Origin of the sequence: Hydrogenoanaerobacterium saccharovorans, from assembly GCF_003814745.1 — a bacterium.
GTDB classification, from domain to species: Bacteria; Bacillota; Clostridia; order Oscillospirales; family Ruminococcaceae; genus Hydrogenoanaerobacterium; species Hydrogenoanaerobacterium saccharovorans.
In genome coordinates, this window is record NZ_RKRD01000001.1 from 739,877 (window position 1) to 752,595 (window position 12,719).

Genomic DNA, 12,719 nt, shown 5'->3' on the forward strand with positions numbered 1-12,719 from the left:
CTGAAAGGCGGCAGCGGCATATGCAAGAGAATATCCCTGTACCTGAAAAGCAGAGTAACAACAATGATGTAACACAACCAAAGCCCGAGCAAAAAAATGCAAAAGAAAAATTGTACGATAAAATTCCTGTAACGGTGCATACATTGGATATCATCATCAAACTGCTGATTGCAGCGATTGTTGTAACTGTAATTCTGGGCATGGTTGCCGGAAGAACCGCTTAGTTGCAAAATAAAAAGCCTTACATTTCTTTTTGAAATGTAAGGCTTTTTTTACGTTGTACTGGTTAGCTGTGTAAAACGCGGCTACAAGCAAAGGTTGTGCAAATGCTGTACGATGCTATGCGCTGCCGCTTTGGCAGCACACTGAATTGCTGAGATTTAAAAAGCTGTAAAGCTTTTTAAATGCGAAATAGTATTACCGATAGGTTCTGGGGTTGTTGTCCTCAAAATCAATAAAAACATCTTTTTTAAAAGTGAGTTTTCCTTCTGCTCCAACCTGTACTGAATCGTAAAATGAGCGGTTGACAATTAAAGAAAGATTTTTATTTGCAACTTGAAAGTTTACGATACAGTCTGTGTGAAAAGAATCATCATCGTTGCCCCGCGGCTGATGGGCAACGGCTTTTTTATCCAATATTTTCGCTTGTGCCACTTGTTCTTTAGCGCCCCTCTTGCGTAGAAACAGCCAAACAACTACTGCAATCGCGCCAATTATTAAAATCCATGTAAAAGGGCTCATAAAAAGCATCTCCATTCTAAGAATAATAATATTATTATTTTAACATGCTCTGCTTAAAAATGTTAGCATTTTTCCAGAAAATCATGCGGTTTAATAAATATTAACAATTTATACTTGTTTTTTTTGATATCTTGCGCTATTATAATGTTAGCACTCTATGTCATTGAGTGCTAACATTATATAAAATGATTCATGACTATAAAAAGGAGTGGTCGCATGAATGCTCAAAAATTTACGCAAAAATCTTTAGAGGCGTTGCAGAACGCACAGAATTTGGCAATTGAAAATCAAAATATGCAAATAGAACAAGAGCACCTCATCTATGCGCTTGTCGAGCAAGAAAGCGGACTCATTCCGCAGCTGCTGAAAAAGATGAATATAGATGCACAAAATTTTGCGCAATCGGTAAAAGCAGAAATTAACAAACTGCCGGGCGTAACCGGTTCAGGGCGCAAGAGCGGAGAAATCTATATATCGCACGAGGTGGATACAGCCCTTGTTGCGGCGGAGAAAACAGCCGATAAGATGAAAGATGAGTTTGTCTCGGTGGAACATATTTTTCTCGCAGTTTTAGAAAAACCGAACAATGCGATGCGCAAAGTGTTCAGTGCATACAATCTGGATAAAAACAAATTTCTTTCCGTATTGCAAACGGTACGAGGTAACACCAGAGTTACCAGTGATACCCCCGAAGATACTTACGACGTACTAGCAAAATACGGGCAGGATTTGGTTGAACTTGCAAAAAACCATAAACTTGACCCTGTCATCGGGCGAGACAGCGAAATCCGTAATGTTATTCGTATTCTTTCGCGTAAAACCAAAAACAACCCCGTGCTGATTGGTGAGCCGGGCGTTGGCAAAACCGCTATTGCCGAAGGGCTGGCGTTGCGTATTGTTCGCGGTGACGTGCCCAACTCATTAAAAAACCGCAAAATATTCTCGCTAGATATGGGTGCACTGATTGCCGGTGCGAAATTCCGCGGCGAATTTGAAGAACGTCTGAAAGCGGTATTGGGCGAAATCAAAAAGAGCGAGGGCAAAATCATCTTATTTATCGATGAACTGCACACCATTGTTGGTGCGGGCAAAACCGATGGTGCAATGGATGCGGGCAACATCTTAAAACCAATGCTTGCGCGCGGTGAGCTGCATTGTATTGGTGCCACCACGCTCAACGAGTACCGCCAGTATATCGAAAAAGATGCTGCGTTGGAGCGTCGTTTTCAACCGGTACTCGTGACCGAGCCGACCGTGGAGGATACCATTTCTATACTGCGCGGGCTGAAAGAGCGCTACGAAGTGTTCCACGGTGTTAAGATTCAAGACCAGGCGCTCATTGCTGCAGCTACGCTTTCTAATCGCTATATCTCCGACCGTTTTCTGCCGGATAAGGCGATTGACTTGGTGGACGAAGCATGTGCAATGATACGTACAGAGATTGATTCAATGCCGACGGAAATGGATGACCTTTCGCGCAAGATTATGCAGCATGAGATTGAAGAAGCGGCGCTGAAAAAAGAGAAAGACCAGCTCTCGCAGGAGCATTTGAAAGAAATACAAAAAGAGCTTGCCGATATGCGCGCTCGTTTTGCCGAAATGAAAGCAAAATGGGAAAACGAAAAGAACGCAATCCAAAAGGTACAAAAACTGCGTGAAGAATTAGAGCAGATAAACGCCGATATTGAAAAAGTCGAGCGTGCCTATGACCTGAACAAGGCAGCAGAGCTGAAATACGGCAAGTTGCCCGCCATCCAAAAAGCGCTGAAAGAGGAGGAAGAAATTGCCTCTAAAGCAGAGCAAGAAACCTCGCTGCTGCGCGACAAGGTTACCGATGAAGAAATAGCACGTATCATCTGCCGCTGGACGGGCATTCCTGTATCAAAGCTGATGGAGGGAGAACGCGAAAAGCTGCTGCACCTTGAGGATATTTTGCACAAGCGTGTTGTGGGGCAGGATGAGGCGGTAGAAAAGGTGAGCGAAGCCATTATGCGTTCGCGTGCAGGTATTCAAGACCCCAATCGCCCTATTGGTTCGTTCTTGTTTCTTGGCCCTACCGGTGTTGGTAAAACCGAACTTGCAAAAGCGTTGGCACAAAGCCTGTTCGACGATGAACACAACATCATTCGTATTGATATGAGTGAATACATGGAGAAGTTCTCCGTGTCTCGTCTGATTGGTGCTCCTCCGGGATATGTCGGATACGACGAGGGCGGCCAGCTGACTGAGGCAGTTCGCCGTAAACCATATGCGGTAATTTTATTCGATGAGATTGAAAAAGCACATCCCGATGTATTTAACATCCTGTTGCAGGTGCTCGACGATGGCAGAATTACCGATTCGCAGGGCAGAACAGTCGATTTTAAAAACACAATTATCATTCTTACCTCGAACCTCGGCAGCAGCTATATTTTAGAGGGCATTGACGAAAACGGCAGCATCACCGAACAGACGAAAAACCAAGTGAGTAGCCTGCTCAAGCAGCAGTTCCGCCCCGAGTTTTTAAACCGTTTGGATGAGATTGTGTTCTATAAACCGCTTACGAAACTTGAGATATCGTCGATTGTGGATTTGCTGATCGATGACCTGCAAAATCGTCTGCGTGACAAGCAACTTACAGTTACAGTAACCCAAAGGGCGAAAGATTATGTAGTGGATGAAGGTTACGACCCGATTTACGGTGCAAGGCCGTTGAAACGCTTTTTACAGCAAAAGGTGGAGACATTGCTTGCAAAAATGATAATCGGTGAAGATTTAGCTCCCGGCACAAAACTGCTTGTGGATTATGACGGTACATCTCTTACCATACAAAAGAATTAGTATAACGATTGAACTTTTTATTCGGATGCCTGAACCCCCTTTGTTCAACCGCATACAGCAAAGAAGCTGCTTTGAGCATCCGATAAATTTCTGTAAAAAAGAGCAAGGGTAGTTTGCAACTGCCCTTGCTTTTGTGTTGGTGCATAAAATTCCATAGATGCGGGACAATCTTATATTGCTAATCGGGTTAAAACTAGCTATAATTTAGGATAAAGAACAATTGATGTATGATATTATGATATATTGGAGGCATTGCAATGAGTGAAAAATCGCTATACCTAAGATGGCTTGAAAAAGCCTGCGAGGACAAGGATTTGCATGAGGAACTTGTAGCAATTGCGGGCAAGGATGATGAAATTTTTGACCGTTTTTACCGTGAGTTGGAGTTTGGAACAGCAGGTTTGCGCGGCGTTATCGGTGCAGGCACCAACCGCATGAATATTTATACGGTTCGCAAAGCAACACAAGGGCTTGCCGCTATGCTCTGCGAAAGCTGTAAGCAGCCATCGGTTGCTATCAGCTACGACAGCCGTATCAAGGCAGACCTTTTCGCCAAAGAGGCGGCACGTGTGCTTGCAGGCAACGGTGTCAAGGTTTATCTTTATGCCGAATTGATGCCTACCCCTGCGCTTTCGTTTGCCGTACGTGAACTAAAATGCAGTGCAGGCATCATGGTTACCGCAAGCCATAACCCCGCAAAATACAACGGTTATAAAGCCTATGGGGCGGACGGCTGTCAGATTGGTACAGAAGAATCCGAGCGTGTATTGCAGTTTGCCAACCAAACCGATCTTTTCGATGGTGTAAAACTGGCAGATTTCAACGAGGCTTTGGCAGAGGGGCTGATTGAGATGATACCCGAAACCATTGTGCAAAAATTCCTCGATAACGTGCAGGCGCAGTCTATCCGCAAGGGCATTTGCGAACGTGCAGATCTCAAAGTGGTATATACACCCCTGAACGGTGCCGGTAACCGCTGTGTACGCTCAATTTTAGACCGTATTGGTGTAAAAAATGTGGTTGTAGTGCCGGAACAGGAAAAACCCGACGGTAACTTTACAACTTGCCCATACCCAAACCCCGAAATTCGCGAAGCATTGCAAAAAGGGCTTGACTTGTGCGAAAAAGAAAACCCGTCTATCTTGCTGGCGACCGACCCTGACTGCGACCGCGTTGGTATTGCTGTGAACCACAACGGCAGCTATGTGCTGCTTACCGGCAACGAGGTTGGTGTGCTGCTTACGCATTATATCGCAACGTCACGCACCGAGCTTGGCACAATACCCAAGAACCCGATTGTGGTTAAAACGATTGTTACCACTTCTATGGTGGACGCAATGGGTGCAGATTTGGGTGTTGAAGTGGTGAACATCCTTACAGGCTTTAAATATATCGGCGAGCAGATTGCACTGCTTGAAGAAAAGGGTGAGCAAAACCGCTTTTTGCTTGGTTTTGAGGAGAGCTACGGTTATCTTGCGGGTACCTACGTACGCGATAAAGATGCGGTGGTTGCATCTATGCTGATTTGTGAGATGACAGCTTACTACAAAGAGCAGGGCATGACATTGGTCGATGCACTTGGCAAATTGTACGAGAAATATGGCGTACACAAAAATATTCAATCCAACTTTTACTGCGAGGGCGCTTCGGGCATGCAGCGCATGAACGAGCTGATGAGCGGGCTGCGAGCCAATGCGCCCAAAGAGATTGCGGGGATGAAAGTTGTCTCGGTAGCCGATTATCAAACCTCTGTCAAATCGATTAGCGGCAAAGAAGAAAAGATTACTCTGCCCAAATCCAATGTATTGGCATATGGTTTGCAAGGGGATATTCAAGTGGTTATCCGCCCGTCGGGCACCGAGCCAAAAATAAAAGCCTATTATATGGTTAAGGCCGCAACGGATGACGAGGCAGAAAACATCAGCAAAGCTTTGGTTGCCGATGTTACAAAAATGTTGGGTTTTTAAAACTAGTTTTTAGGGCTTGATTTTTGGACAATGTTATGATATTCTATATTTTAGTGTCGCATCTCAATTTGATGAGACAACTTTGAACCGAGGTGAACTATACATGAAACAGGGAATTCATCCGAAGTATGAGCCCACCACAATTACATGTGCTTGCGGTGAAGTAATCGAAACACGTTCCACTAAAAAAGATCTGAAGGTTGAAATTTGCTCTAAATGCCATCCGTTCTTTACCGGCAAACAGAAACTGGTAGATACCGGCGGTCGTGTTGACAGATTTAAAAAGCGTTTTAACATCGAAAAATAAGCATTCTATAATTGTTTGCCAATTAAGGCGGTGCATTCTATGCACCGCCTTTGTTGTAATATAGCGGCGAAAAATATCTTTTTAAGCCGAAATGGAATACATAATAAGGTCTATTTTAAGAAAATTGCATGAAGTTTATGAATAAATGCAGCAGGTACTGATATCTGCGCGTGTTTGGTGGATTGGAGGCCGAATACCGATGGAACAGGGTTACACAACGATTTACGAGCGGGCAGAGGATGAGTTTGTTGAGCGCAAATCCCGCTTTATCGGTTGCATTCAGCCGGTTACCACCGAAGAGGAGGCACTTGCGTTTATTGCAGAAAAGCGCACCCAACACTGGAATGCAACGCACAATGTGTTTGCTTATGTGCTCCGCGACGGATTTACAAAACGTTGCAGTGATGACGGAGAACCCCAGGGTACTGCGGGGGTGCCCGTGCTGGATGTACTGCAAAAAGAGGGCATTGTAGATGTGTGTGTGGTAGTAACGCGGTATTTCGGCGGTACTCTGTTGGGCGCCGGCGGTTTGGTACGCGCCTATTCACATGCAGCAAAGCTTGCGGTAGATGCTGCACGTGTGATGCATATGAACCCCTGCACTATCCTGCAAATGGAGTTTGATTATTCATTATACGGTAAAATTTCTTATATTTTACCCAAATACAATGCGGTGACACTGCAAAGTGATTTTGGTGTTTTGGTACAGCTGCAAATTATGATGACAAGCGATAAGGTAACAGCGTTTCATAAAGAACTTAATGAGTTAACCGCTGCTGCGGTTTTACCAAAGGTAGTACAAGAAAAATTTGCCGATTTAGAATAGAGTGTTTTGAAAGGCTTACGATAGCGACATTTTTGAGGGGCGGGTGACAGAAATATTTACGAGTATCAACAGCTTTGGTTTGTTTGGGATGAATGCCTACGGGGTATCGGTGGAGATAGACCTCTCGCGCGGTATACCGATGTTTGAGATTGTTGGGCTGCCCGATACCGCGGTAAAAGAATCGCGCGACCGTGTACGTTCTGCAATCAAAAACGGAGGGTTCGAGTTCCCTTTGGGCAGGGTTGTGGTAAATCTTGCGCCGGCTGATGTGAAAAAAATAGGTTCTTTGTACGATTTGCCGTTATTTATTGGTCTGCTATATGTAAGCGGCGTGATTGAACGGGATTTATCGGATTGTGCGTTTATCGGCGAGCTTTCTCTTTCGGGAGAAATATGCCCCGCGAGCGGGATTCTTCCCATGGTGATGGAGGCAAAAGCGCAGGGAATTCGTTCTATCTTTGTACCCTATGCAAATAGTGCCGAAGGCGCGGTGGTAGAAGGTATTGAGGTATACCCCGTTAAAAACATCACTGAATTGATTGACCATTTAAAGGGTACTAAAACTCTTCCCGCGGCTCAGGCAAAACCTTTTGAGGCGGGAGTTGCCGACAGCTTGCTCGATTACAGCGAGGTAAAGGGGCAGGCAGGCGCAAAACGTGCGCTTGAAATTGCCGCCGCGGGCGGGCATAATGTTTTACTTATCGGTCCGCCGGGTTCGGGTAAAAGTATGCTTGCAAAACGGTTGCCAACCATTTTGCCGCCGTTAACGTTTGATGAGGCGATAGAAACCACAAAAATACATTCCATCGCCGGTGCACTCCCTGCCGGAGTATCGCTTATCTCCGCACGCCCATACCGCCACCCCCATCATACTGTTTCGGCGGTTGCACTCTCGGGCGGAAGTGCCTACCCCAAGCCAGGCGAAATCAGTTTGGCACACAATGGTGTGTTGTTTTTAGACGAACTGCCCGAATTTACAAGACCGGCTATGGAGGTACTTCGGCAGCCGATTGAAGATGGCTGCGTCAGCATCTCGCGTGTAAACGGTACCTATACATACCCGTGCTCGGTTATGCTTGTAGGCGCAATGAACCCGTGCAAATGCGGTTACTTTGGGCATCCTACACGCCAATGCAGTTGCTCGCCTGTATCGGTTTCAAAATACCTTTCCAAAATATCGGGGCCTCTGCTCGACAGGCTCGATTTGCATATCGAGGTTATGCCCGTTGAGTTTGAACATCTCTCTTCGGGGCAAAAGGCAGAATGCTCTGCAGATATTCGAGCACGGGTGAGTGCCGCCCGTGCTTTGCAGGTAGAACGATATAAAAAATTCGGCATATCCTGCAACGCAAAGATTACCCCTGCCATGCTGGACGAGTTTTGTATTATGACGCCCGCAGCAAAAAATATTTTAAAGCGTGCGTTTGATACGATGGGGCTTTCAGCACGCGGATATGACCGTATTTTAAAAGTAGCACGTACCATTGCCGATTTAGACCGAGCACAGAAAATTGATACTTGCCATATTGCCGAGGCAGTGCAATACCGCAGCTTGGACCGTAAATATTGGGCAGGCAATGCACACAGGTAAACACACGATTGTTTTTATTATTCAAGGAGAATACATATGTATGAGGTAAAGTTTGCGCTTGGTTTGGCGATGCTTCCCGATGCCGCGGCAATCCGCGAGGCTGTTTTTATGCGGGAACAGGGGTTCAGCGACGAGTTTGATGAAACCGATAAAACAGCACACCATGTTGTGGTGTACGACGGCAACCGCCCCATGGCAACAGGCAGAACCTTTTCTGAAAACGGAGAAACCTACCATTTGGGGCGCATTGCTGTTTTAAAAGAGTATCGTGGGTTACACTTAGGGGCACTTGTGGTGCAAAGTCTAGAAAAAAAGGCATTGCAGTTGGGTGCTAAAAAATTGGAACTCTCAGCACAGGTGCGCGTTAAAGGTTTTTATAAAAAATTGGGCTACATGCCTGTTGGCAAAGAATATCCCGACGAACATGTCCCCCATATTTTAATGCAAAAAAATGTATAAAATTAATTTATTTTGTTGAATTGTGATAAATTATTCAGAAAGAAAAAATATTTATAATTTTAAGCAGGATTTTTTATATTATCTTGGTATAGTATAGTTAGATTGAAGAAAGGGCGGTGTAAATTTGACCATTCGTAAACGTAGTGAGGATTGGGAGCACCAAACGCTTTCGTGCCATGCTGCATTTGCCGACCAAACCAGAGGGCGCGGCCGTGAAGAGCCGGAATGCGATATACGCACCGCGTTTCAGCGCGACCGAGACCGCATATTGCATTGCAACTCGTTTCGCCGTTTAATGCATAAAACCCAAGTATTCATCTGCCCTGAGGGAGACCACTATCGCACCCGTTTGACACATACCCTCGAAGTTTCGCAGATTGCGCGCACCATCGCACGTGCTTTGCGGTTAAATGAGGATTTAACCGAGGCAATTGCTATGGGGCACGACCTTGGGCATACACCGTTTGGGCATGCGGGCGAAAAGGGGCTTGATGAAATTAGCCCCAACGGGTACAAGCATTATATGCAAAGCGTGCGTGTGGTCGAACACCTTGAACATGGCGGTGCGGGGCTGAACCTCACCTTTGAAGTGCGCAACGGCATCCAATGCCATAGCCACGGGGAGGATGCAGTAACGCAAGAGGGCAGGATTGTCCGTTTTGCCGACAAAACCGCCTACATGAACCATGATATTGAAGACGCTGTACGTGCGCAGATTATTACCGAAGAGGAGCTGCCGTTTCATGTAAAATGCACACTGGGGCGCAGCAAATCCGAACGCATCAGTTCGTTGGTAGATTCGATTGTGCGCAACAGCGGAGAAGACATTGTGATGGGTGCGCCAGAGCTTGCCGCTTACAAAGAATTGCGCGAATTTATGTTCGCACAGGTATACAAAAGCCCTATTGTGCGAGATGAAGAAGATAAGGCAACCGAGCTTGTGAAACGGCTTTATGAATATTTTGCACGTCATGCGGATAAACTTCCCACAGAATACAAATTAATTGTAGATAAAGAAGGGGCAGACCGTGCTATTTGCGATTATATTTCCGGTATGAGCGACCGTTTTGCTATCAGTTTGTACGATGAGCTGTTTATTCCGCGCTCGTGGACAAAACAGCAATGAGTTTTAGACAGGAGATGACACATTGATACCGGAGCAATTTTTACAAGAACTAAAACTGAACAACGATATCGAATCGGTTATCTCATCCTACATTCAAATAAAACGCGGCGGACGTAATTTAGTTGGGCTTTGCCCGTTTCACAGTGAAAAGACCCCATCTTTTACGGTTTACACCGATTCGCAGTCTTTTTACTGCTTTGGCTGCGGGGCAGGCGGCGATGTGATTTCCTTTGTAAAACGTATTGAGAATATCGAGTATATGGATGCACTCAAGCTGCTTGCCGACAGAGCGGGAATGCAGCTGCCGGATAACAGTTTTGATGACAAAACAGCGAAATTAAAAAGCCGTATTCTTGAAATTAACCGCCAGTCCGCACGCTTTTTTCACAGCTGTTTAATGTCCCCCATGGGCAAACAAGCATTGGATTATTTGCACAGCAGGGGGCTGAACGATAAAACCATTCGGCGGTTTGGTTTGGGTTATTCTCCCGACAGTTGGGATACACTAACCAAACATCTTACCTCTTTAAGATTCACCCAGGAAGAAATAGTAACCGCCTGTGTTGCAGCCAAAGGGCGAAAAGACAATATCTACGACCAGTTTAGGGGACGTGTGATGTTCCCGATTATTGATATACGAGGCAATGTAATTGCTTTTGGCGGGCGCATTATGCAGGGAGATGGCCCTAAATATTTGAATTCGCCCGATACACCGGTTTTTAAAAAAAGTCGCAACTTGTTTGCGCTTAATATTGCCAAATCAACTAAAGAAGAAAACTTATTGCTTGCCGAAGGCTATATGGATGTCATTGCGCTGCATCAGGCTGGGTTTGAAAATGCGGTTGCAACCCTTGGTACTGCGCTTACCGACGAACAGGCAAGGTTGATGAGCCAATACGCCAAGCAGATTGTAATCGCGTACGACAGCGACGGCGCGGGGCAGACAGCCACCAAACGTGCCATTAATATACTGGGCGAAATCGGCATTCAGGTAAAGGTGCTTTCGATGCAGGGGGCAAAAGACCCTGACGAATTTATAAAAAAGTATGGGCGCGACCGCTTTAAAATGCTGATTGAGGGCAGTTCGAACGCACTTGAATTTGAACTTTCCAAAATTAAAAATAAATATGATATTTCCACTGCAGATGGCAGAGTAAATTACCTCAAAGAGTTTGCAAACTATATAGCGGGTATCAATAACCCGATTGAGCGCGATGTGTACATTGCAAAAACTGCAAACGACCTTGATGTTTCAAAAGATGCTGTGCTGTCTCAGGTGAATTATATGATTCGCCGGAAGGCGAAATCAAAAGAAAAGAAAGATGCAAAGGAGCTGAAGGTGTTTGCGGCAACTCCGATGGATAAGGTAAACCCAGAGAGGGGGAGGCATTTAAAAGCTGCGCTTGCAGAAGAAAGGCTGATTGCCATTTTGTTTAAAAACCCCGATTATTGTGCATATATAAAGCAAAAGCTAACGTTGCAAGATTTTGCAACTGAGTTTAATCGGCGCGTTTTTGAAATGATCTGTCTGCGTATCGAAAACAATCAAATGCTTGATATCGGCATGTTCGGCAGTGAATTCGACGACGCGCAAATGGGGCGAATTGCTGGTTTTATTGCCTCTTCAAACGGGCAGAACTATACCAAAGAGGAGACTGACGACTACATACAAACGATATTGGAAAGCAAACTGCAAAAAACCGACAAGGATGTCGCGGAGATGAATGATAAGAATTGGAGCAAATACATATCTGATCTTGCGGCTAAGAAGAAATAGGGGGAGTTCAAAAACATGGCTGTACAGGATAAAAAAACATTACTCAAGGATTTGATAGAAAGCGGCAAGACCAAAGGCAAATTGAGTACAAAAGAAATTAATGATGTACTTGAAGAGCTTGATTTTGATGTAGAGCAGGTAGATAAGCTTTACGATACGTTGGAAAGCCATAATATTGAGATTATTGAAGACTTTACCGCACCGGTAGATGTTGACATCATTCCCGGTGAACCCGAGGAATTGGAAAGTTCGCTTGCATCTGAGGGCATCAGCATAGATGACCCTGTTAAAGTATACCTAAAAGAGATTGGCCGTGTACCGCTTCTTACCCCCGAGGAGGAAATCGACCTTGCCACCCGTATGGCAGAAGGTGACCCCGCCGCAAGAAAACGCCTTTCAGAGGCAAACCTGCGCCTTGTAGTAAGCATAGCAAAGCGTTACGTGGGCAGAGGCATGCAATTTCTTGACCTGATTCAGGAGGGCAACCTGGGCTTGATTAAAGCCGTTGAGAAATTTGACTATACAAAAGGCTTTAAATTTTCTACCTATGCAACATGGTGGATTCGTCAGGCGATTACACGCGCCATTGCCGACCAGGCAAGAACGATTCGTATCCCCGTTCATATGGTGGAAACCATTAACAAAGTAAAAAAAGTTTCCAGCCAACTGCTGCATAAAAATGGCCACGAACCTACCGCAGAAGAAATTTCAGTCGAACTTGATATGCCGGTGGAAAAAGTGCGAGAGATCATGCGTGTTGCGCAGGAACCTGTTTCGTTGGAAACCCCAATCGGTGAGGAAGAGGACAGTCACCTTGGAGATTTTATCCCCGATGATGATGCCCCTGCACCAGCGGAGGCAGCGTCCCACACCCTGCTTAAGGAGCAGCTGAGCGATGTATTGCAAACGCTTACACAGCGTGAAGAAAAGGTACTGCGTTTGCGTTTTGGCCTAGAAGACGGCCGCAGCAGAACCCTTGAGGAAGTGGGCAAAGAATTCAACGTTACTCGTGAACGCATTCGACAAATCGAAGCGAAAGCACTGCGTAAACTTCGTCATCCCAGCAGAAGCAAAAAGCTGAAGGACTTTTTAGATTAAAGAGGAG

11 protein-coding genes are annotated in these 12,719 nt (G+C 45.5%); 10 read left to right on the forward strand and 1 reads right to left on the reverse strand.

The window, feature by feature from the left end; translation table 11 throughout:
* The first annotated feature begins 20 nt into the window (after positions 1-20).
* A complete protein-coding gene (locus tag EDD70_RS03410; RefSeq protein WP_092753000.1) occupies positions 21-224 on the forward strand; it encodes a hypothetical protein in 204 nt (67 codons plus the stop codon).
* Between the two features lie 193 nt (positions 225-417).
* Here the strand turns inward: EDD70_RS03410 and EDD70_RS03415 are convergent, their stop codons facing one another.
* Entirely contained in the window at positions 418-741 is a 324-nt protein-coding gene (locus EDD70_RS03415; RefSeq protein ID WP_162840830.1) for a DUF2500 family protein, read from the reverse strand.
* A gap of 216 nt (positions 742-957) precedes the next feature.
* Here EDD70_RS03415 and clpB point away from each other — a divergent pair, with 216 nt between their 5' ends.
* The 9 genes from clpB (at position 958) to rpoD (ending at position 12,712) form a co-directional block, all read left to right on the forward strand.
* Positions 958-3,561 (forward strand): ATP-dependent chaperone ClpB, encoded by a 2,604-nt coding sequence (gene clpB, locus EDD70_RS03420; RefSeq protein WP_092752996.1) that lies wholly within the window; start codon positions 958-960, stop codon positions 3,559-3,561.
* Positions 3,562-3,818: 257 nt separating this feature from the next.
* Positions 3,819-5,528, forward strand: coding sequence for a phospho-sugar mutase (locus tag EDD70_RS03425; protein WP_092752994.1), 1,710 nt, complete (start codon positions 3,819-3,821; stop codon positions 5,526-5,528).
* Between the two features lie 103 nt (positions 5,529-5,631).
* On the forward strand, positions 5,632-5,835 hold the full coding sequence (rpmE, locus tag EDD70_RS03430) for a 50S ribosomal protein L31 (protein ID WP_092752992.1): 204 nt from the start codon (positions 5,632-5,634) through the stop codon (positions 5,833-5,835).
* 199 nt (positions 5,836-6,034) lie between these two features.
* Positions 6,035-6,661 (forward strand): YigZ family protein, encoded by a 627-nt coding sequence (locus EDD70_RS03435; RefSeq protein ID WP_092752990.1) that lies wholly within the window; start codon positions 6,035-6,037, stop codon positions 6,659-6,661.
* 43 nt (positions 6,662-6,704) lie between these two features.
* Entirely contained in the window at positions 6,705-8,252 is a 1,548-nt protein-coding gene (locus tag EDD70_RS03440; RefSeq protein ID WP_341465115.1) for a YifB family Mg chelatase-like AAA ATPase, read from the forward strand.
* 36 nt (positions 8,253-8,288) lie between these two features.
* Complete coding sequence (locus EDD70_RS03445; RefSeq protein ID WP_092752988.1) at positions 8,289-8,711, forward strand: GNAT family N-acetyltransferase; 423 nt, start codon at positions 8,289-8,291, stop codon at positions 8,709-8,711.
* A 124-nt stretch (positions 8,712-8,835) separates the two neighbouring features.
* Positions 8,836-9,837 carry a deoxyguanosinetriphosphate triphosphohydrolase gene (locus tag EDD70_RS03450; protein ID WP_092752986.1) on the forward strand — a complete coding sequence of 334 codons (1,002 nt, stop codon included), beginning with the start codon at positions 8,836-8,838 and terminating at the stop codon, positions 9,835-9,837.
* A 22-nt stretch (positions 9,838-9,859) separates the two neighbouring features.
* A complete protein-coding gene (gene dnaG / locus EDD70_RS03455; protein ID WP_092752984.1) occupies positions 9,860-11,614 on the forward strand; it encodes a DNA primase in 1,755 nt (584 codons plus the stop codon).
* Between the two features lie 15 nt (positions 11,615-11,629).
* Positions 11,630-12,712, forward strand: a complete 1,083-nt coding sequence (rpoD, locus tag EDD70_RS03460) for an RNA polymerase sigma factor RpoD (RefSeq protein WP_092752982.1) — start codon at positions 11,630-11,632, stop codon at positions 12,710-12,712.
* Positions 12,713-12,719 lie beyond the last annotated feature (7 nt).

Coding starts and splice junctions, on each gene's coding strand:
- clpB (WP_092752996.1), top strand. CDS start 958: ATGAATGCTCAAAAATTTACGCAAAAATCTTTAGAGGCGTTGCAGAAC.
- rpmE (WP_092752992.1), top strand. CDS start 5,632: ATGAAACAGGGAATTCATCCGAAGTATGAGCCCACCACAATTACATGT.
- rpoD (WP_092752982.1), top strand. CDS start 11,630: ATGGCTGTACAGGATAAAAAAACATTACTCAAGGATTTGATAGAAAGC.
- EDD70_RS03415 (WP_162840830.1), bottom strand. CDS start 741: ATGAGCCCTTTTACATGGATTTTAATAATTGGCGCGATTGCAGTAGTT.
- EDD70_RS03425 (WP_092752994.1), top strand. CDS start 3,819: ATGAGTGAAAAATCGCTATACCTAAGATGGCTTGAAAAAGCCTGCGAG.
- EDD70_RS03435 (WP_092752990.1), top strand. CDS start 6,035: ATGGAACAGGGTTACACAACGATTTACGAGCGGGCAGAGGATGAGTTT.
- EDD70_RS03445 (WP_092752988.1), top strand. CDS start 8,289: ATGTATGAGGTAAAGTTTGCGCTTGGTTTGGCGATGCTTCCCGATGCC.
- EDD70_RS03410 (WP_092753000.1), top strand. CDS start 21: ATGCAAGAGAATATCCCTGTACCTGAAAAGCAGAGTAACAACAATGAT.